The organism is Streptomyces sp. NPDC111507, assembly GCF_055638955.1.
In genome coordinates this window covers 1-20,489 of the sequence record NZ_JBVKBU010000031.1, presented here as the reverse complement: position 1 = coordinate 20,489, position 20,489 = coordinate 1, and the positions used below count along the sequence as shown (strand labels likewise).

The window sequence follows — 20,489 nt, the reverse complement described above, 5'->3', positions numbered from 1 at the left end:
GCCCAGCCTCACCAAGGCCAACGCGTTCCCAGCTCTCGTCGCGCATTCCGCGACGCACATTGCTGCGCCTTGCTGAGGCCGTGGCGGGGACAGCTCTCGCCGGTTCGGACTTCCTCTCGGGCCAGGCCAGGCCGGAAGTCTTCACGAAGGACAGTCCAGGGGCTGTCGGTCGTGCACGGCTTCCCAGAAGTGGGGTCGCAACTGCGGTGCAGGAGGGCGCGGCTGACTACAGGGGTGGGGCGGCGCGTCAGTCTGACTGTCAGTGGTGCCGCATACCCTGAATGAGCACCTCGGCCGGCTACTTGCCGACGGGTCGTGTCCAGCAAGGAGGATGAGGCGATGGCTGATCGCAAGACGGTGACGCGCCAGACGTTCATCGGTGAGAAAGGCATCGCCCTGATCGAACGACGCTGCCTGGAGATGGGCCACCTCTTCCATCCCCGGCGCGTCGATCACGGCATCGACGGACACATCGATCTGGTCGACCCCGACAGCCGTGCCGTGCTGAACCTGACCCTGCTGGTCCAGAGCAAAGCGCAGGACCGACGCTTCTCCGGCGAGACGGACGACGGCTTCCACTACCTCTGCGACCAGCGCGATCTTGATCACTGGCTGTCCGGCAACTCGCCGGTCATCCTGGTCTTTTCCCACCCCGAGAGTCATGAGGCGTGGTGGGTGGAGGTCAAGGCGGCGTTCCCGGACGCGGTCAGCCGTGCTGCCCGCCGCGTGGACATCGACAAGCACACCCAGCGCTTCGACCGGGACGCCGCCCAGGCACTGCTGCGCTTGGCGATGCCGCGGACGTCGGGCCTGTACCTGCGGCCCGCGCCGATCACCGAAGTGCTGACCACGAACCTGCTGCCCGTCATCGAGATGCCGCCGACCGTGCATCTGGCCCCGACGGCCTTCACTGACTACCGCGCGGCCGGTGGTGCACTGGAGCCGCAGGGCCGGCGTGAGTCCGGCTGGATCCTGCGGGACAACCTGGTCCTGTCGTTCCACGACCTGCGGGACTCGCCTCTGCGGGTGCTCTGCGACGGAGATCCCGAGCGGCACGAGACCAGAGAATGGGCGGACAGCGACGACCTCGACACCCAGCACCGCTTCGCTGACCTGCTCTCCCGGACCGTTCAGGGCTCCTATCCGGAACTGCGGTGGCACAAGGACCGCAAGCACATGCACTTTCGCGCGACCTCGCACCTGGGGCCCCGCAAGGCGGGCAAGGGACCCGGATCACGCGGCCGGACCGTGTTCGGTCCGCACACCTCGAAGTCCGACCCACAGTGCGTCGGCTACTACCACCACGCTGCACTGCGCACGAGATTCCGGCGCTTGGACGGTGTCTGGTACTGCCAGCTGGAACCGGACTACTGCTTCACCACCGACGGGTACACTGAATACCCTTTCGCCGACCGGCTCCTGGCGGGGATCAAACGTCTCGACCGGCATCCGGCGGTCCGAGGCTGGACCCGCATGTGGGCCAACTATCTGCGCCAGGAAGCCGACTTGTTCACGGAAGCACGGCCCGTCCAGTTTGGCGAGCTGGCCACCATGACGGTCGAGCGCGGTATCGACGACCTGTTGTGGGGGCCGGCGCCGTCCGGGGCCGCACCCGAGGACGACCGGGACCCGTCCGCCGGAGGCCAGGAAAGTCTGGACGCTGTACTGGCTGTCGCGGATGCGGACACCCAGGATCTCCTCAGCCTGCTCCAGGACGGCGAGAGCGACGAGGGCGCTCCTCGGCGAAGAAGCCCTGGAAGCAAAGCCAGGTCTGCAGGACTGCGAACGCCCCGTCAGGGACGGGCGAGCGGTGCGAGGCGAGGCCGTTGATCAGCTCGGTGATCCTTGACGAACCAGAACTGGAATTCGGCGGAGCGGCCCGGCACATCGATCCACGGTTCGGGATCACGAACTACGGCCCCGCCGATCTCGGTGCGGCCGACGCGCCCAGGGCGATCCGCGTCGGCCTGGTCGGTCCTGCGGACCAACTCGACGGGCTGCGCCGATGGCTGGAGCGCTGCCGGGAACCCATCGCGGCCAAGGACGAGAAGTACCCGCATCTCTTCCCGGAATTCCCCGGCTGCGACACCGACCGCGGTCTGCACACCACTCTTGTCTTCAGCGACCGCAACACGCGGGCGATCAGCAGCCGCGACCTGCGCGCCATCGAGACCGCCGGCCAGCCGGCAGCCCTGACCAAGGCCGTGAGCATTTACGCGGAAGAGATCAGGACCCTGGCTGACGAGAACCGTGTCGACGTCCTCCTGGTCGCCAGACCCGAGCAGCTCATCGACACCGCCGGCCGATCAGCCCGCGGCCCGAAGGAGGCCGACGAGCTTCCAGCCCGGGACACGCTCGACGAGCCGCCCCCGGCCCAGTTCGCCAACTTCCACGACCTGCTCAAAGCCCGGCTGCTGCACCTGCGCCAGCCCATCCAGATCATCCGACGCAGCACCTGGGACGAAGCCACCCGGCCTCCCGAGGGCCACAGTCGCCAGGACGAGGCCAGCCGGGCCTGGAACCTGCATGTCGCCCTCTACTACAAGGCCGGTGGAGTCCCGTGGCGCCTCCTGCGCAGTCCCGCTGACCTCACGGCCTGCTACGTCGGTGTCGCCTTCTACCGCAGCGACGACGGGAGCTCTCTGAGCACCTCCGTCGCGCAGGTATTCAACGAACGCGGGGACGGCGTGATCGTGCGCGGAGGGCCGGCGAGGATCAGCCGCACCGACCGCCAGCCCCACCTGGCCCGCGCCGACGCGCACGCCCTCCTGGTCCACGCCCTGGACGCCTACCGGCGCGAGCACCACACCGCACCCGCGCGCATCGTGCTGCACAAGACCTCGGCCTTCACCGACGACGAGGCAGGCGGCTTCCAAGCCGCCGCGGACGAACGGTTCATCGACACGCTGGAGATGAGCTGGATCACCAGCAGCGAAGGAGCCGCAGCCTTCCGTCCCGGAGACGCACCGCCCCTGCGCGGCACCGTCGTCACCCTCGGCGAACGCGAACTCGCGTTGTACGCCACCGGCAGCATCGAGTTCTACCGAACCTACCCCGGCATGTACATTCCGCGCCCGATCGGCATCAGGCCCGTGACCCCCACCCGCAACCCCCGCGAACTGGCCGCCGAAGTCCTCGCCCTGACCAAGATGAACTGGAACCAGACCCGCCTCGACGGGCGCCTCCCCGTCACCCTGCGCACGGCCAACCAGGTCAAATCCGTCCTGCGCTTCTGCCCGCCCGACCAGGCTGTCGCCACCCGCTACGCCCACTACATGTAGTCAGCCGACCGGGCGATTCGCTTTCCGCTGGCCGGGCCCGCACGCCGATCCGTTCCGGCGCGTCGCACGCCCGTGGTGCGGGTGCGCGGCCGGTCCTGGCGCGCTGGTCGATCGCCGCCACGTGCTGCTACCGGCCGGGCGACTCCTCCCGGTTGATCTACCGGCTGCGCCAGCACCGCAAGCACCGGGGTGCAGTACGCAACAGCCTCGCTTGGACCGACTACCGCGACCTGGTCCTGCGCCCCACATCCAGCTCAAAGCCCCCATCGTCCTGATCTGGGACGACCTCAACACCCGCCGGTCCGCCGGGATGCGCGAGTACGCGAACAAACTCGACTGGTTCGCTATTGCCCAATTGCCTTCCTACGCACCAGATCTGAAACCGGTGGAGGTGTCTGGCCGCTGTTAAGGCGCGGTCCGCTGGCCAACACCGCCTTCACCGACGACGACCATCTCGAACGCACCCTCCGCTGGGGTCTGCGTCATATTCAGCTCCGCCCAGACCTGAGCGGCGGGTGCCTTGCCGGCACTGGACTCAAGCTCACGCATCAGCCGACAACACTCCGAAGAGTTCAGTGACTCAGACACCAGGGGACAAGTAACTCGCCGGTACTGGTCGGGGCCGTCACGCTCCGCCCATACGATCGACCCCACACGGACGTTGGGGGGGGATGCATGAACCCGATAGCGCGGAGCCCGTTTGGCCCCGCAGCGGAGCAGCACTGCAACATCAAGGCCCATGCTGAGCTGGCGTTGCTCGACGAGAACCATAAGAACCTGTCCAAGGCACTCGTGGAGGAATACAGGAAGGAGACCGCGAAGTACCAGCACCTTGCTGAAATGGAAAGGGACGCGCGCCGCGAGGCCGAGACTAGGGCAAGGTCCTACGCCAAAGTGATCGACCAGCATGATGACCTCAAAGCGAAACTCGAATCGATGATCCCTGACTTGGTGCAGGAAGTGCAGCACCTGCCGAAGGAACCCGAGGTCGCTGAGTTGGAAGCTCAGCTCAGGGCGGCGGAGAAGGAGCGGGGCAGCCTCGCCGAGCTGCTCAGAGCTGCAGAGGAGGAGCGAGACGCAGCCCTGCGCGCCCGTGACACTGCCATCGCACGCCTGCGACCCCGGCAGGAGGACGGCATTGTGCTGGGAGACGCGGAGGCCCTCCAGCTGAGGTTGGATGCACCCACCCTTTGCGGCGTCCTCGAACAAGCGAAGCACTATTGCACGCTGCTCGTGATCACCGCTGACCCTGACGAGGCCGAACGGCTGGAGCACCATCAAAAGGCGTCGCTCTGGAGGAATCGCCTTGCAGACGCCCTCGCGATGATCCAGGCGTACGCCGAGGATAAGAATCTGACCAGGGCGCGCGGCCGCGGGGCGGGCCCTGACTTCGCCAACCTGAGGGCGTACTGCGGCAGCCGCCCATCCTCGTTGCTCTCACCAGGCAAGGTGATTCTGAACGAGGGGAAGTTCGCCAGCAGCAGCCCTCGCGGCAAGGCTGACAGGAGACTCCGGGTCCCCGAGGACATCGACCCGTCGGGATACGCGGCAATGCTGGAACACATCCGCATCGGCGACGGAGCGCCACCTGCACCGCGCTTGCACTACCTCGATGACACGGATCAAAGCGGCCTGGTCGTCGTGGGATTCTTCGGTGAACACCTGCACAACGCCAGCACCAACTAACAGGGGAGACCAGAAAAACAGGCCCCGAACTCCCCTCTGCTCCCAAAGGCAAGGTAGCCGTCAGGGACTCAGCGAGTGGGATCTGCGATTTCGGCTGGCGGGGCGCAGTCTTCCTGTCGAGGTGTCCGTAGGCCGAGGACCAGGGCACTCCGAACAGAACAGGTATGCGATCTGCTGGACGGTCTTCTCCCGGGCGTCGTAGAGCTGCTGGGCGAGCTTGGCCTGGTGGGGAGTGAGCTTGAGCCCGGGCTCCTGGACCGGCAGCGGGCCCTCGCGGAGGCGAGCCCGTCGGTGGTGTTCGCCACGATCAGCTCGCGCTGGGGTCCGGCGAGCACGGACAACATCCCGAATATCGCCTGCCCTTCCATAGTGGAGATGACGATGCTGCCCTGCTCGATGAGCAGAACTCGCCAGCCCGCTGGCTGGGCTGGACCCGCGATCGGCATTCGACCACGCGCGCGGAAGCTGGTGGACGTATGTGGGCGGCGCTGCCCGGCCGTGCTGGAAGGCCGGAGGCAGGGCCAAGGAGAGCGAGTCGGTGTCAGAGGCGTCGCCGATACTCGGGTGGTTTATCAGGTGAGAGGGTGTCGGTGTGAAGGAGTTGCAGGACGGCGTAACCCGTCTACTGCCTGACGTGGTCAAGGCGGAGATTGAACCAGAGAGCTGTCCGACCTGGTTGCGGCGGCCAGGGCGGACCGAGTGCGTCGGCATGTGGGAGACGGTTGCGGCCATCTACGGCGCGCTCACTGGGCTGGTCCTGCCGGAGCAGGCCCCTTCTCGTGAGCGGCGGAGCCTGGACGTCCTGCTGACCTACGAGAACGGGCAGCAGCAGATCCTGGAGGTTGACGAGAAGCAGCACTTCACCGCGGCCCGCGCTCTGACGCTGGAGTGCTACCCGGCAGGCGTGAAGCTCGGCTTCGACGCTTCTCGATGGTTGGCCCGCTCGCAGGCTCTGACGGGGCGTGAACCCGGCGGCGGCTTTGGCAAGTCAAAGCCGCCGTTGTTCCCTGGCGAGGGCGGGCGCCATCGGCAACGCGCCTTCAGGGATGCACTGGCGGATCTGCTGCCGCCCGTGCACGACTGGCTCCCGACCATCCGGATCAGCGATACGGAGGTTACCGCCATCACCGCTGCACCGGATCCGGTCTCGTCGCTCAGGACACTGCTTGGTGAACGCGGCGTACCGGTTGCGTGTCTCGCCTCTGAGTGAGACGGCGCGGCGGCCCTCCGTTCAATGACAGAAGCGAAGCGCCCGGCCAGCTCATCTGCCGGCCGGGCGCCCTGCTGCCGCCTGTGAGGCGAGGAAGCTCGCTGGAAGGCTCCGGCGGGGCGTCTGCGTGCGGCGGGCTACGACGGCGTGCAGCCCATTCCTGACCTGGTGTAATGGCCAAGACGGCACGAAGGTGTGACCGGAAACGAACACGGTGGGAAACGAAAGCTGGCGCAAACCCAATACGGCCAGGGCTGCATTGTCAGACCTCTCCGATAGTGGGGCTTAGCGTCCGTCTGCCGGAGCGCCGGCCTCGCCACACATAGACGACACGGCCGCAGAGCGGCCTGGATGACCGACCGGCACCGCTCCAAGAAGTCGGGACGAGGCGCCCGGGCACATCGATCGTGGCCTGATTGATTATCGACCGAGGCAGCGGGATACCTCGTGGACCGGGATGCCTTGGTCGAGGGCAGTAGAGGCTAAGAAGTGGAGCAATGTAGCCACTTACTCAGCCATCAACCGCCCCATTCGACCCGTACGGGCTCCTGGGCTGCGGCGAGGGCGCCGTCGAAGTCGGCGAGGCGTTCGGCGAGGGTGGCGGTGGCGATACGGGGAGGCAGGGCCACCGAGAACTTCAGGCCGCGTACGGCGCGAGGGTCGACCGTGGGCAGCGTGAGGGAGTCGGGGAGTTCGGCTCGTGCGGCTTTCCAGTCTGCGAGGGAGAGGTCCTGGCGAAGCCGGACGTGGGTGTCGGTGGGGCGCTGCACGGGGTCGGCGAGGTTGCCCAGGGAGGCGGCCAGGGTGGCGTTGGCGCGGTAGCCGGACCAGGTCCACCAGCGGGCGGCGTCCGCGTCGCGGACCAACAGGGTGCCCGCCGGATGTACTTCGTGGGGTGCGCGGTCCATGCGGAGTTCGGCGAGGGTCGCTGTGGCGCGGCGAGTGAGTTTGACGTCCGGGTCGGTGCCGAGCAGGACTTCGCGCATGGCGCGCGTGAGCGCGTACGACAGGCCGCGGGCCTCGCTGCCCTGCCATTTGGCGACTCCGCCGTCCTCGACCGGTTCGACGAAGGCGCGGCGCCGTGCCCAGTCGATGAAGGTGACCTGCCAGCTGCGGCCGGCCAAGAGTAGCCGCCGTGGGCCCTGACGCTCCTCAGTGAGGACGGACGGGTCCGTGGTGCCGATCTCCGTGCGCCCGGCGAGCACGGTGAACTCGGGGGGCGCGGTGAACGAGGCGGTCAGTTCCATGAAGTGCCGTCGGCCGAAGTGCTTTTCGGCCTCGGGGCCGACGAACAGCATCCCGCCGTCGCTGTCGAGGAAACCCTCGGAGACCAAGTGCGACAGGATCGGCGTGGCGGAGCGGTCGAAGGGAGCGAGGCCGTTCCATTGCTCGGGCCACAACCGGTCGCCGATGCGGTTTTCCTGCAAGGTGACAGCGAGGAGCTGCTGGGCGACGAGGTGGCGAGGCGAGGGCGGCGGGGTGACGGGTTCCACCCAGCCGCGAGCCCACAGAGAGAGCAGTCCCGCGGCTTGGAGCAGCATGTCGGGGCGGGTGGCGAGGAACAGGCAGTTACGGGATGTGCCAGCGCGCCGTCCGGTGCGGCCGATTCGCTGCAGGAAGGAGGCCACGCTGCTGGGGGAGTCGATCTGTATGACGCGGTCGAGGTCGCCGACGTCGATGCCGAGCTCCAGGGTGGAGGTAGAGACGATGACGCAGTCACGGGCTTCCGCGAACGCCTGTTCGGAACGGGCGCGTTCGTCCATGGAGAGGGAGGCGTGAGAGAGGAACACAGTGACGTCGCGGACGCGGAGTGCCGCGCCGAGTTCTTCCACCTGCTTGCGGGAGTCGCAGAAGACGAGCCGCTTCTCGCCCCGGTGCAGGGCGGAGATCACCTTTGCGGCGTTGGCGAGGGAACCGACGTAGTCGAGCTCCACTTCTCCTGCGGGGCGGGGGAGTTCAGTGGTGCTCGCAGCGTCGGTGGTGGCGGGCAGAGTGACGCCGGGTGCGACGACTCGGCCGGGCCGGTCAGCGGTGCTTGCGCCCTGCAGCCAGGTGAGGAGCGTGTCGGGATTGCCGACGGTGGCTGAGAGGCCGACGCGCTGGATGCGATGGCCGGCCAGTCGCTCCAGGCGTTCCAGTACGGCGAGTAGGTGCCAGCCGCGGTCGTCCCCTGCGAAGGCGTGCACCTCGTCGACGACGACAGCCCGTACCCCTCCCAACATGTGAGTGTGGTCGGTCTTGACGCTGATCAGCATCGCTTCGAGTGACTCGGGCGTGGTGAGCAGGAAGTCGGGGGAGTCGGTGTACGGACTCGGGTGTGTCGCCGTGCCAGAGGGCGGCTCGGCGTCCCAGCCACTGGGCGTAGCTGTCGACCCGGTGCACCAGGTTGTTCAGGAGCGCTTTGAGCGGGGCGAGGTAGAGCACGGAGGTGCCGGTCCAACGCTTCTCCCGCATGGCGGAGAGCAGGGGGAACGTGGCGGCTTCGGTTTTTCCGCCGGCGGTCGGCGCGAGCAGGATCGCGTCTTCGCCGTCCATCAGCGGGCCTACGGCAGCCTTCTGCAGGGGGCGCAGATCGGGCCAGCTAAGCGTGTTGACGATGTGGTGCAGGACCACCGGGTCGAGGCGGTCCACCGGGTCGGTACCGCTGGGCTGCTCCTGCACGTCGGTGACTCCAGTTCGGGACTCCGGGGGATGGGGCTTCGGCGAGTCGGCCGTCAGAGGTCCAGGTCGAGATCGTCCGCCGAGGCGGCCGGTGCCGGCGCGGCGAAGTTCCGCTCGGTGGCGGTGAGGTCACCGCTTGCCACGGTCAGCTTGTAGTGCGTGCGTGGGTCGAAGTCGTCGAACTGGTCGATCCGGTCGAGTACGTCCCCGACCAGCTTCTTCAGGTACAGCCGCGGTGCGACTCCGACCTTCCCACCAAGGGCCCCGCCCACAGCTCGAGCCAGGTCGGTGAGGTACGCGTCATCGGCGAGCTGCTTGATGCGATCGGGGGACTGGGATCCTTCGGCATACAGGTCACGGATGGTGGAGCCGAGTCCAACCAGCGATTCCTCGGTGAATCCCGGCAGGCGGATCTGGACGGCCCGGGGGTTGTCGAAGCGCGGGTCGGTGGTGAAGTCCGTGGCGAGCCGCTGGGCGAGCGGGGCGAGCCGCTGCACGCCCTGCTGCCCGTCGTAGAAGGCGGGGGTGCCAGTGATGACGAGATACAGGCCGGGGAAGCGGCCGGAGTGGACCTCGTCGATGAGCTGGCGCAGGGCGTTGAGTGCCTTGTCGCGGGCGTCGGAGCGGACCCTTTGCAAGGTTTCCACCTCGTCCAGGACGAGGATGAGTCCCGCGTGTCCGGCGTCCCGGAGCACGGTGAGCAGGCCCTGCAGGAAACCGAAGGCGCCGAAGTGGTCGAGGTCGCCGCGCACACCTGCGCTGCGCCGGGCGGCTGCTGCGACGTGCGGTTGGCCGCCGAGCCAAGCCATCACCGCGGCGGCAGTGGCTTCGTCGCCGGCGTCCAGGGACTGCTTGTATCCGCGCAGAGCGGTGGCGAAAGCGGGTGCATGCCGGGACACCTCGGCCAGACGGGCGGTGAGCAGCCGGTCCACCGCCTGCGCCAGCTCCTCCTCGCCCGAGCCGTCCGCCAGGGCGTCCTCTTCCAGCGCGTAGAACCAGGCATCGGCGACCGGACGCAGGGCGCTGGGCGGGAAGCTCGCGGTGCTCAGGCGTTCGGTGAGTCGCCGGTAGACGGTCTCGAGCTTGTGCAGGGGTGTTTCGGTCTCCGACACCAGTACTTCGGCCACAGCAAAGGTGCGCCGCTTGGCGCGCTCGCCGAGCCAGCGGGTGAAGAAGGTCTTGCCGGAGCCGTACTCACCGCGTACGGCCTTGAAAACCGAGCCGCCGGCGGCGACGGTGTCCAGTTCCTCGTCGATGGCTTGCTCGAACCGGCCGAGTCCGGTGGCGAGCAGGTCGAGTCCGCTCTCGGGGACGGCTCCGCGCCGCAGCGCGTCCACCACGGCGCGTCGGCGTACGGCCCCGATAGGGGCGGCGGCACCGGAGGCTGAAGATCCAAACCCGTTCACCCGAACAGTCTCCCATCCGGCATGACACGGTCCCGTCGGTTCGACGAGTGGCTGGGTCGGTGGTGCCGGTTCACAGGCCGAACTGCTCGATCAGCTGGGCCCGGTGTAGGCGCAGGGTGCGGTTGTCGGGGAGGATCTCCAGGATCTGGGCCCCGTCGTAATTGAGGAGCTGGGCGAGCGTTGCGGCGAAGCCGGGGGCGCGGGTGGCTGGCTGGCCGGCGCGCTCGGCGAGGGCGGTCATCGACAGGGTGCCCGCCTCGACGAGTGCGGTGAGCGCCTTCGGGAGGAGCGTCTTGTCGCGCGGCGGACGGGCGAGCAGGCCCAGCTGCGCCTGGTACAGCTCGGTGGACATGAGTCGCTCCACCAGGGCGGTGGCGGGGTCCGCTGCCGGGGCGGGTGCAGTGGCCGTCTCCTTCGCCGGATCGGTAGTCGTCCGCTGCGAGGGCTCAGTAGTTGCCTGCGGTGCCGGGGGCGCCACCTCCTCTTCGCCGAAGAGGCCGATGACACCCTCGGGCACGGGCGGGGCGGACTTCTTGGACTGCTTACGCTGTGGGCGCACTGTGGCAGTGTCATGGACGGAAGCGGCTTCCGCCTCCACTTCGTCTGCGGCCTCGGTGCCCTCCTCCCACCACACGGGCGCAGGGTCGCCCAGCTCGCGCCAACCTGCGGGCGGCTCGGCGCCGAACGGCAGCAGGGCGAGCAGCGGGATGGTGAACTCGGCGAGTGTCGCTCCGCCGTGATAGCCCGCCTTTAGCGCGGTGTACCGGGTGTCGTGGTCGCGCAGGGCGACGATTCGCGCTCCTGGTTCCGGCCAGACGACTCGGCGCCCGGACAGCTCGATCTCGGCGGGGGCCACAGGTCCGCCAGGGGTGCGATGGCGTGCCGAGCCGACGGTGCCGCTGGCCGCATCGAGTTTGCTGCCGCGCCGCTCCACGACATGGCCGTGGTCCGAGGTGATGAGCACGGTCATATCGTTCGCGCGGGCGGCGCGCAGCAGCGGCTCCAGGCCGCCGATCTCCTTCGCCGCCCATGCGCCGTCGCCGAGCTTCTGCTCCTTGCCGAGCCGGTCGTCCACGGTGTTGAGGACGACCGCGACGTGGGTGCGCTCGTCGGACAGCGCCTCGGAGAGAGCGGTTGAGAAGGGCGAGCCGGTGTCGGGGCCGCGCAGGTCGTCCTTGTGGAATACGGCAGCCGGGGCCCCGTTCCAGCAGGAATGGAGAGGCAAGAGCCGCCTCTCGTCATTCTGGTCGCCCTTCATCAGGGTGCCCGCGAACAGCGAGGTGCGAGAGATGGTGGTCAGGGTGGGCAGCGCGGCAGCCACCGCGCGCCGGACCGGTAGGCCGGTCGCTTCGGTGTGGGGGTCGAACTCGGCCCACTGGTCACGCAGTTCTTCGCCGAGCTCGGCGGCGATCGCTGCACTCATGCCGTCGATGAGGAGCAGCAAAACCCGCCGGCCTGGACTCTCGACGACAGGCGTGACCACGCGACTGAGCAAGCTCTCCACGGTGAGCATGGAGCGGGGATCGGTGCCATCGGCGGTCCACACCGCGAGCCGCTCGGAGAAGGTTCGGTCCAGTTCCTTGCGCCGCTCGCGCACCTGGGTGCCGATCCGGCTGTACGCATCAGAGAGTGCAGCGTCTGCGTCGCCGCCTGCCTCCAGGTGTTCCAAGGCTCGGTCCACCCAGCCGAGTTCGCGGACCTGACGGGCGGTGCCGTCGGCCACCGAGGCGATCTCGGATCCGGGCTCGGCCGTGAGCCACCGCCGCAACCGTGCAGCCATCCGTACCCGCTCGATACGGGCCCGGTTGGTGCCGTCCGCGGCGAGTGCATGCTCGACCAGTGCGTACCCTTCGGGACGCTCCCCTCGGGGATGCGGCCGAACCCGGAACCGTCCTGGCCCGGCGCGCAGCCGGTCGTACTGGTCGACGGCTCCCTGTCCTGGTCAGTGTCCTTGCAGTCCGCGTCAACGCTGCCGGGGAAGGTCTTGGCGATGGCGGCTTGCAGCGCGGTGGCCAGCTTCTCCCACTGCGCGTACGCGTCTGGCAGGCCGGACTTCTGCACGGCTTGGGCGGCCTGGGTGACGGTCATCTGCTGCCACCCGCTCACCTTGAGCAAGTGCTTGTAGAACTGCTCGCTCGCGTAGGTGGGGTCGCGGATCTGCTCGGCGCTGCCCCAGCCCTGGGAAGGGCGCTGCTGGAAGAGGCCGAGGGAGTCGCGGTCGCCGTAGGCGAGGTTGCGCAGTCGGCTCTCCTGCATCGCCGTGGCGAGCGCGATGATCTGTCCCTTCTTGGGGGGACGTCGAGGGAGAGACCGGCGGCCACGATCGTCTGGGCGTTGGGGACCTGCTCGGCGGGCAGGTCCAGGCCCTCGACGTGCACGTCCTTGCCGGAGGCGCCGTCGAGGATCTTGGTTACCTGTTCGGCGACCTTGTCGCTGTCGATGTCGGTCAGGCAGCTGCTGAAGGGGCCGCTGCTCTGCACGGCGTCGGCGGAGGAGGCCAGCATCATGCTGGTGCCGGCGATCAGGATCGGGGAGAGGCTTGGTCCTGCTGTCGATCGCCGATCGGGCGGCCGACGAACAGTGCATCGCCTGGGCGTCCCTGGCCAGTCTGTCAGTCGCCCCTGAGCGCTATGCGGGACTCACCGGCCGACTCCCGGCGTGCAGCGTCGGAATCGGGTAACCCAGTGTGTTGGGAGGGTCGGGCGCCGGAGCAGAGGAGAAAATCGGCAGGCTGCCCGCACCAAATGCCCTGTCAGGCTCGGGACTTGGTGTGATGGTGGTGCTCGACCGAGTCGCCGCGGGCGACGAACACGTCGGCGACCAGCGTCGGAGGGAACAGGCCGTGCTCGACGACGCCGGGGGTGGCGCCGAGCAGCGCCGCCAGGCCCGCGAGGTCGTCGACGGCACCGTGGTAGTCCGCGATGACGCCGCCGTCGGGGCTGCGTGGCGCGTCGCGCAGGGAGACCGGGTGGAGCAGGCGCATGGTCGCGGCCAGCCCGAACTCGAGCAGCTCGAGCGGGACCGGCGGGTGCAGCGCTGTCACTGGTTTGCTCGAGTCGGCGATCACGACGAAGCGGTCGGCTGCCGACGCGACAATTTTCTCCCTGGTGTGCGCGGCGCCGCCGCCCTTGACGAGCCAGCCGTCCGGAGCGATCTGGTCCGCACCGTCAATCGTGATGTCGAAGCGGTCGATGCTGCCGAACGGCTCGACCCGCAGATTGAGTGTCAGGGCCGCCTCCTCGGTCTGCGGCGACGTCGCGACGCACCGCAGTGACAGACCGCGGCGGGCCAGCGCCGGAAGGAGGTGGGCGACGGTCGAGCCGGTACCGAGGCCGACGGTCATGCCGTCCTCTACCAGTTCGGCCGCGGCTTCGGCGGCACGTTGCTTCTCATGCTCCACGCTCACGGTTCTCCACCTCCTTGGGCCCAGTCTCAGGCTGAGGAGAGCCAGGCCCGGGCATGCGGTGACGCGGGTCAAAGGATGAACTGCTCGACCGCGTTCGCGAAGCCCTCCTCCTCGTTGCTCGTCGTAACCCGCCTCGCCGCGCGCTGGACCTCGTCGCTGGCGTTGCCCATCGCGATGGACAGTCCCGAGTGGGCGAACATCAGTACGTCGTTGGGCATGTCGCCGATCGTGGCGATCTGGTCGGGGGAAATCTGGAGCTTGGCGGACCAGTATTTGACGACACCGCCCTTGTTGGCCTGCGGATGGGTCACATCGAGGTAGTAGGGCTGCGAGCGGGCGGCCGAGACATGCTCGCCGAAGCGCGCGCGAGCCGCGACCGCGGCCGCCTCGACGACCTGGTGGTCATCGCTGACCCCGACGACCTTGGCGGTGCCCTGCTCGAGCCCGTCGAAGTCGGGAACGAGCGTGGGCGCGAACTGCACCGTCCAGCTCTCGCGATCCACGTGCGGCCCCTTCACGTCGCGGACGTACCAGTCGGCACCCCGGTAGATCCAGACGCTGAGGCCGAACGACTCCATCAGCGCGACGACCGGGGCCACCACCTCCGCGGGAACGACCTGCTGCTCGACAACGGTCATATCCGGGTTGACGATGAGACCACCGTTGAAGGCGGCGAGTTCAGTGACCAGCGCCAAGGGCTCGATGATCATGGACATGCCGCGGGGCGGTCTCCCGCTGGTCACCGCGAAGAGGACGCCGGCGTCGTGGAGCTTGTGGACCGCACCGACGGCGCGGTCGGTGAGGACCTTGTCGTTCGTGACCAAAGTGCCGTCGACGTCGGCGAGAAGCAGGCGGATCGGGCGGGTTGGCATCGCGCCTCCGTAAGCTCTGGTTGCGGCCGGTCCGGGTGGGAAGAGGCAACGGCTCATGGATGTGGGGGACCTGCGGGACGGGTTCCCAGTCGGCTTGATTTCCGAAAGTTGCTGGAGGGCACCGCCGCGGCTCGCATGAGTCGCAGTCGCGTTCCTCTCGAACGGAGGGGCGGAGGGGAAGGTCAATGCCTTTGAGGGCGCGCAATGCTTCGATATACCCCTTAGGCCTCGATGTAACCCTTTAAGAGCGATGTGGCGAATATAGGGGATATGTGCGAGCGTTAAGGATTACATGGCGAAGCTCTTATGGGGCCTGACGTCCAAAATTCACACAACACATTTTGGGCCGGCCCCTGAGGGGAGCGGGCAGTGGCGCAGGCAAGTCAGGACAAGGCGGCCCATGCGCTCGGGATCGACATCGGCGGAACCGGTATCAAGGGAGCGCCGGTCGACCTCGAGCTCGGCAGCCTCATCGGTGAGCGGGTCCGGATCCCGACCCCGCATCCGGCGACCCCCGGGGCAGTCGCGGACGTGGTCGTGCAGGTGCTCTCCCAGATCGGCGTCCCAGGACCGGTCGGGCTGACGCTCCCGGCAGTCATCCGGGGCGGCAAAGTCCAGACGACGTCCAATATCGACCCGGCCTGGATGGAGACGGACGCGGCCCAGCTCTTCGCACGAGCGACCGGCCGTGACGTGAGGGTGGTGAACGACGCCGACGCGGCCGGGATCGCCGAGATGCGCTTCGGCGCCGGCAAGGGACGCGAGGGCGTCGTCGTGATGGTGACGCTCGGCACCGGTATCGGCAGCGCTGTCTTCTCCGACGGGTTCCTGGTGCCCAACAGCGAGCTGGGGCACCTGCCGCTGCATCACGAGGACGCCGAGGACTGGGCCGCGGAGTCGGTGCGCGAGCGCGACGACCTGTCCTGGAAGAAATGGGCGCACCGTCTGGAGACGTATCTCGAGCTCGTCCAGCGGCTGTTGTGGCCCGATCTGATCGTCATCGGCGGCGGCGTCAGCAAGAAGGCCGACAAGTTCCTGCCGCACATCGAGCTCAGGACCGAGATCGTGCCGGCGCAGCTGTTGAACGATGCGGGCATTGTCGGCGCGGCGCTCTTCGCCCCGGCCGGGAAAGCTCAACCCTAGTCTGCCGCGCTCGACATGAGCGCAGAGGCAGCACCTTCAGGGAGGCTCGCATTGAGCGACAACGGCCTGGAAACACCGTCCGTCAACACGATCCGCACTCTGTGCGTGGATGCCGTCCAGGCGGCCGATTCCGGCCGGCCCGCCCTGATCCTCGGCGACCTCACTCAGGATCAGCGGCGTGGAGAGCACGACCGGCGCGCTCGGCCAGGGCGTTGCGACCTCAGTCGGGACGGCGATCGCCGGGCAGTGCCTCGCCGCCCGGTACCACCGTGACGACTACACCGTCTTCGGCTTCGAACGCGCTGATCGGCACTACCGCACGCTCAAGGACTAGGAGGCGCCACATGGCGACGGACAAGCCCATGCAGCTCGGGATGATCGGACTCGGCCGGATGGGGGCGAACCTGGTGCGTCGGCTGATGCGAGACGGCCATCATTGCGTCGTGTCCGACGTCAACGCGGCCGCCGTCGCCGAACTGGCCGGCGAGGGCGCGACGGGCGCGGACTCACCCCGGGACTTCGTCGCGAAACTGGACAAGCCACGGGTCGTATGGCTCATGCTTCCGGCTGCGATCGTCGACTCCATCCTCGACCAGCTCGAGCCGTTGCTGGAGCCCGGCGACATCCTGATCGACGGTGGCAATTCCTACTACCGCGACGACATCACACGCGCCAAGCGTCTTGCCGGCAAGTCGCTGCACTATGTCGACTGCGGGACCAGCGGTGGGGTCTGGGGTCTGGAACGCGGCTACTGCCTGATGATCGGCGGCGAGGACGAGGTCGTGGCCCATCTGGACCCGATCTTCAAGACGATCGCTCCCGGCGAGGGCTGCGCCGAGCCGACGCCGAGCCGGACCCGGACCGACGGCACCGCCCCGCTCGGGTACCTGCACTGCGGGCCGAACGGCGCCGGGCACTTCGTGAAGATGGTCCACAACGGGGTCGAGTACGGGATGATGGCCGCGATCGCCGAGGGCCTCAGCATCATCAAGAGCGCGGACGCCGGCAAAAACCGGCAAGAGGTCGACGCGGAGACGACACCCCTGCGCGATGCGTGGGCCTACCAGTACGACATCGACGTCGGAGAGGTGGCCGAGGTCTGGCGGCGCGGCTCGGTCGTCGGCTCGTGGCTGGTCGACCTGATCGCCGACGCCTTCGCCGGCTCGCCCTCACTCGACGGCTTCGCCGGGCGGGTCTCCGACTCCGGGGAAGGCCGCTGGACCGTCCTCGCCGCGGTGGACGAAGGCGTCCCGGCACCGGTCATCACCACCTCGCTCTACGAGCGCTTCGAGTCCAGGGAGGCCGGGGAGTTCACCGACAAGATCCTCTCGGCGATGCGCTCGGAGTTCGGCGGGCACGCCGAAAAGACGGGCTGAGGGCCGTGCATCACGAACTCCAAGTCGTCGCCGACCCCGATGCGGTCGCCGGCACCGCGGCGACGTTCGTGGCGCGGCTGGCGCGGGCGTGCGTGCAGGCCCACGGCCGATTCACGTTCGCCGTCAGCGGGGGGCACACGCCATGGGCGATGTTCGCGCGGCTCGCACACGAGCACGTCCCCTGGGAGCACGTAGTGGTGTTCCAGGCCGACGAGCGGGTCGCGCCCGACGGCGACCCGGACCGCAACCTCACCCACCTGCGGGAGAGCCTCGGAGCGGCCCCGGCCGAGGTCATCGCGATGCCCGTGAACGACGCCGACCTGGACGCGGCGGCCGCTGCCTACGGGCGGTCACTGCCCGGACGTTTCGACCTCGTTCACCTGGGCCTCGGCCCCGACGGGCACACCGCCTCGCTGGTGCCACGGGACCCGGTGCTCGAAGTCTCGGACCGACTGGTGGCCCTGACGGCGCCCTACATGGGCCACCAGCGCATGACACTCACCTATCCTGCGCTCGCCCGCGCCCAGCAAGTGCTCTGGCTCATCACCGGAGCGGACAAGCGCGAACCGCTCTCGCGGCTCATTGCGGGAGACCGGTCGATTCCCGCCGGCCGGGTCGAGGCAGCGGCGTCGCTCGTCCTCGCGGACGCGGCGGCCGGCCAGGTCCCGGCCAGCGCCGACGCCCAGTCGCCAGCATGACCATGACGCCCGACCCTAGTGCCGTGCCGGCCCCGTAAGGGGGATCAGATGGCTTTGAACTCGTCGAACGTTCCCGCAGACGTGCTGGTCATTTTCGGGATCACTGGCGACCTCGCGCGAAAGATGACGTTTCGCTCGCTCTATCGGCTCGAGCGGCGCAAGCTGCTGACCTGCCCGATCGTCGGAGTGGCGCGCGACGGCTGGTCCGACGACGCGCTGCGTGAACACGCCCGCGCGGCGATCAAGGCAACGGGCGAGCCGCTCGACGACAGCGTCTTCGCCCGGTTCGCCGCCCGACTGAGCTATGTGCAGGGCGATTACGCCGACGAGGAGACGTTCCATCGCCTCGCCCGGGCGGTCAACGGCAGGCGGCGCCCCGTCTTCTACCTGGAGATCCCACCGTCGCTGTTTGCCCGGGTGGCCGGGGGCCTGGCAGGCGCCGGCCTGACCAAGGGCGCCCGGGTCGTCGTGGAGAAACCATTCGGGCATGACCTCGCGTCAGCGCGCGCCCTCAACGCCGACCTGCGTCAGCTCCTCGACGAGGAACAGCTGCTGAGGATCGACCACTTCCTCGGCAAAGAGCCGGCGATGGACATCCTGTTCCTGCGGTTCGCCAACTCCGTGTTCGAGCCGGTGTGGAACCGCGACCACGTCTCCTGCGTGCAGATCACCATGGCCGAGGACTTCGGGGTCGAGGACCGCGGCCACTTCTACGACCCGGTCGGCGCACTCCGCGACGTCGTGCAGAACCATCTGCTGCAGCTGCTCGCCCTGGTGGCGTCCGAGCCGCCGTCAGCCGCCGATGCGGACGCGCTCCGAGACCGCCGCGTCGATGTGTTCCGGGCGATACCCGACGCCGACCCGGCCCACTACGTCCGCGGGCAGTACGAGGGGTACCTGCAGGTCCCCGGTGTGCGGCCGCACTCGCGCACCGAGACCTTCGTCGGGCTGCGGCTGGAGGTCGAGAACTGGCGCTGGTCCGGGGTGCCGTTCTTCATCCGCGCCGGCAAGTCGCTCCCCGAGCGAGTGACCGAGATCCGGATCATGTTCAAGCGCCCACCGCGGCTTGCGTTCGCGGAGCGGTTCGCGCCCGAGCCCGACCAGTGGATCCTGCGGATCGATCCGAGCCCTGGCATGAACTTTCGCATCCAGGCCAAGCAGCCGGGCAAGCAGGACACGCAGCTGGTGGACCTCGACCTCCTCTTCGCGGCCGAGCTGGGTGAGGCACCCGAACCGTACGAGCGCCTGCTCAGTGATGCAATGCAAGGCAACGCGAGCCTGTTCACCCGGGAGGACTCGGTGGAGGAGACGTGGCGCATCGTCCAGCCACTGCTGGAGGCGCCCGGCGACCCCGAGCGCTACCGGCAGGGGACCTGGGGACCGGCGGGCGTGAGCAAGCTCGTCGCCGGATATCCGCGATGGCACGACCCATGGCTGACGGCGATGTCTCCCGACTGACCCAGCCGCGCCCCAGCCCCGGTGAACCGCCGGTCGCGCCCCTGGAGAGGGCGGGTCAACCACCGCAATGCACGTCGTCGCTGTCGAAGGGGAACCGGGTTCGCCCATGCCTCGGCCCGGCTCTGAGGGGCGCATCGGGGACGCGTCGGGGACGCAAGGAGAGGAACAAACTCTCGTCATCCACGGCCGCGTCCGGTCCGACGACGCGGGGCCCGACACCGTCAACCCACACGTCCACGTCCCCGACCCGCATGCTTCTGGGGGAAGCTGCCGAGCAGTCAGCGCAGTGAAACTCGCTCGACCTGCGTACCTCCTTGACGAGACGCTACGGGCATGGAGTTCTTCTGCTACCACCGCGACCGACCCGGCTCCGTCGCATTGCGCGACGAGCTACGGGAACAGCATTGGTCCTACATGGACCAGTACGCGAAGGAGCTGATCGCCCGGGGTCCGACCCTTACCGGCGACGGCGACGACGACGCTCCGACCGGCAGCGTGCACATCATCGACCTGCCCGATCCCGTCGCCGCCCGCGCGTTTGCCTTCGACGAGCCGGTCTACCAGGCCGGCGTCTACCGGGACGTGCTGCTGCGACGGTGGCGCAACACACTGGGGCATACCATGTGGGACTTCTCCGGTGGCCGGACCGGCGGCAACCGGTACTTGGTGCTCGGCCTCGGCACAGGGCAGGCCGCTGACCTCGCCGTGCCGGCCAACCGGGACGAGCTGATCGCCTACGGGCCGCTGTTGTCCGACGACGGCACCACCTGGCTGGGCACGGCCGCGCTGCTCCGGGCGCCGGACCCGGATACGGCAGGAGCCATACTGACCCGGGACCGATACGCCGACATCGAGGTGCACAACTGGCAGTTCGGTGGGCGGCCGTCATCACCCGAGGACGTCTAGACCGACGTCACACCGCAAGCCTGGGATCGCTCCGTCCTCGTGTTTCATCCGAACCCACGGGGGCTCACCCGGGGACAGTCCCGCGGTGTCCGCCACCGAGGTGTTCCGGGAAGACCACGCCATGTGCGTCTGCCCACAGCCCTGTCCAAGGCCGTAACCGGTGACCTGCGGCAGGTTGGGCTCCTCGACGAGTTGGGCGCGGACTTCGTCCGCGATCCGCCACGCGTCGGGGCGTCCGGCACAGCGTCCCCGCTCGGGCAGGCATCACAGCGCGGGCGCGGGGGCGGTGGTTTCACCTGATACCTCCGAGGATGCGCCGGCCTTCAGGCCGGGGAGGAATCGGACCCCTGCGGAGCAGGGCAAGGAAAGAGCAATCGCCGTCAGGG

At 68.5% G+C, this 20,489-nt stretch carries 13 protein-coding genes and 4 pseudogenes; 11 read left to right on the top strand and 6 right to left on the bottom strand.

All coding sequences use genetic code 11. The annotated features are described in order from the left end of the window. Positions 1-339 precede the first annotated feature (339 nt). The 5 genes and pseudogenes from ACZ7M2_RS50495 to ACZ7M2_RS50475 all read left to right on the top strand — a co-directional run bounded on the left by ACZ7M2_RS50495 (position 340) and on the right by ACZ7M2_RS50475 (position 6,177). The gene (locus ACZ7M2_RS50495; RefSeq protein ID WP_471601056.1) at positions 340-1,830 is read left to right on the top strand and encodes a DUF4365 domain-containing protein; all 1,491 of its coding nucleotides are present in this window, start codon (positions 340-342) and stop codon (positions 1,828-1,830) included. Then, positions 1,827-3,281: an argonaute/piwi family protein gene (locus ACZ7M2_RS50490; RefSeq protein ID WP_471601055.1), complete on the top strand. Its 1,455-nt coding sequence runs from the start codon at positions 1,827-1,829 to the stop codon at positions 3,279-3,281. Before ACZ7M2_RS50495 ends, ACZ7M2_RS50490 begins: the two co-directional genes overlap by 4 nt. 60 nt (positions 3,282-3,341) lie before the next feature. Next, positions 3,342-3,860 (top strand): annotated as a pseudogene (locus tag ACZ7M2_RS50485) (transposase); the annotation flags it as partial. Between the two features lie 96 nt (positions 3,861-3,956). Next, complete coding sequence (locus ACZ7M2_RS50480) at positions 3,957-4,967, top strand: hypothetical protein (protein ID WP_471601054.1); 1,011 nt, start codon at positions 3,957-3,959, stop codon at positions 4,965-4,967. 592 nt (positions 4,968-5,559) lie between these two features. Next, the gene (locus ACZ7M2_RS50475; RefSeq protein ID WP_471601053.1) at positions 5,560-6,177 is read left to right on the top strand and encodes a hypothetical protein; all 618 of its coding nucleotides are present in this window, start codon (positions 5,560-5,562) and stop codon (positions 6,175-6,177) included. Between the two features lie 518 nt (positions 6,178-6,695). Here ACZ7M2_RS50475 and ACZ7M2_RS50470 read toward each other — a convergent pair. From ACZ7M2_RS50470 to ACZ7M2_RS50445, 6 genes and pseudogenes are all read right to left on the bottom strand, one after another. Further along, positions 6,696-8,838: pseudogene (locus tag ACZ7M2_RS50470) on the bottom strand (DEAD/DEAH box helicase). A gap of 53 nt (positions 8,839-8,891) precedes the next feature. After that, on the bottom strand, positions 8,892-10,244 hold the full coding sequence (gene brxD, locus ACZ7M2_RS50465) for a BREX system ATP-binding protein BrxD (RefSeq protein WP_471601052.1): 1,353 nt from the start codon (positions 10,242-10,244) through the stop codon (positions 8,892-8,894). 70 nt (positions 10,245-10,314) lie between these two features. Beyond that, positions 10,315-12,024 carry a BREX-2 system phosphatase PglZ gene (gene pglZ / locus ACZ7M2_RS50460; protein WP_471601051.1) on the bottom strand — a complete coding sequence of 570 codons (1,710 nt, stop codon included), beginning with the start codon at positions 12,022-12,024 and terminating at the stop codon, positions 10,315-10,317. Positions 12,025-12,085: 61 nt separating this feature from the next. Next, a pseudogene (locus tag ACZ7M2_RS50455) lies at positions 12,086-12,751 on the bottom strand (hypothetical protein); the annotation flags it as partial. A gap of 245 nt (positions 12,752-12,996) precedes the next feature. Beyond that, positions 12,997-13,650 (bottom strand): ribose 5-phosphate isomerase A, encoded by a 654-nt coding sequence (gene rpiA, locus ACZ7M2_RS50450; RefSeq protein ID WP_471601050.1) that lies wholly within the window; start codon positions 13,648-13,650, stop codon positions 12,997-12,999. A gap of 68 nt (positions 13,651-13,718) precedes the next feature. After that, the gene (locus ACZ7M2_RS50445; protein WP_471601049.1) at positions 13,719-14,522 is read right to left on the bottom strand and encodes a Cof-type HAD-IIB family hydrolase; all 804 of its coding nucleotides are present in this window, start codon (positions 14,520-14,522) and stop codon (positions 13,719-13,721) included. Positions 14,523-14,891: 369 nt separating this feature from the next. Here ACZ7M2_RS50445 and ppgK point away from each other — a divergent pair, with 369 nt between their 5' ends. From ppgK to ACZ7M2_RS50415, 6 genes and pseudogenes are all read left to right on the top strand, one after another. Beyond that, the gene (ppgK, locus tag ACZ7M2_RS50440; protein ID WP_471601048.1) at positions 14,892-15,665 is read left to right on the top strand and encodes a polyphosphate--glucose phosphotransferase; all 774 of its coding nucleotides are present in this window, start codon (positions 14,892-14,894) and stop codon (positions 15,663-15,665) included. Between the two features lie 172 nt (positions 15,666-15,837). Continuing rightward, a pseudogene (locus tag ACZ7M2_RS50435) lies at positions 15,838-15,963 on the top strand (hypothetical protein); the annotation flags it as partial. Between the two features lie 46 nt (positions 15,964-16,009). Next, entirely contained in the window at positions 16,010-17,041 is a 1,032-nt protein-coding gene (gnd, locus tag ACZ7M2_RS50430) for a phosphogluconate dehydrogenase (NAD(+)-dependent, decarboxylating) (protein WP_471601047.1), read from the top strand. A gap of 5 nt (positions 17,042-17,046) precedes the next feature. Further along, entirely contained in the window at positions 17,047-17,739 is a 693-nt protein-coding gene (gene pgl / locus ACZ7M2_RS50425) for a 6-phosphogluconolactonase (protein WP_471601046.1), read from the top strand. Positions 17,740-17,787: 48 nt separating this feature from the next. Continuing rightward, a complete protein-coding gene (zwf, locus tag ACZ7M2_RS50420) occupies positions 17,788-19,197 on the top strand; it encodes a glucose-6-phosphate dehydrogenase (protein WP_471601045.1) in 1,410 nt (469 codons plus the stop codon). Between the two features lie 333 nt (positions 19,198-19,530). Then, a complete protein-coding gene (locus ACZ7M2_RS50415; RefSeq protein WP_471601044.1) occupies positions 19,531-20,103 on the top strand; it encodes a YciI family protein in 573 nt (190 codons plus the stop codon). Positions 20,104-20,489 lie beyond the last annotated feature (386 nt).

Bases quoted from the DNA above. Each gene is read 5' to 3' on its own strand.
- ACZ7M2_RS50495 (WP_471601056.1), top strand. From the start codon at position 340: ATGGCTGATCGCAAGACGGTGACGCGCCAGACGTTCATCGGTGAGAAA.
- ACZ7M2_RS50480 (WP_471601054.1), top strand. From the start codon at position 3,957: ATGAACCCGATAGCGCGGAGCCCGTTTGGCCCCGCAGCGGAGCAGCAC.
- pglZ (WP_471601051.1), bottom strand. From the start codon at position 12,024: ATGGCTGCACGGTTGCGGCGGTGGCTCACGGCCGAGCCCGGATCCGAG.
- ACZ7M2_RS50445 (WP_471601049.1), bottom strand. From the start codon at position 14,522: ATGCCAACCCGCCCGATCCGCCTGCTTCTCGCCGACGTCGACGGCACT.
- gnd (WP_471601047.1), top strand. From the start codon at position 16,010: ATGGCGACGGACAAGCCCATGCAGCTCGGGATGATCGGACTCGGCCGG.
- zwf (WP_471601045.1), top strand. From the start codon at position 17,788: ATGGCTTTGAACTCGTCGAACGTTCCCGCAGACGTGCTGGTCATTTTC.
- ACZ7M2_RS50415 (WP_471601044.1), top strand. From the start codon at position 19,531: ATGGAGTTCTTCTGCTACCACCGCGACCGACCCGGCTCCGTCGCATTG.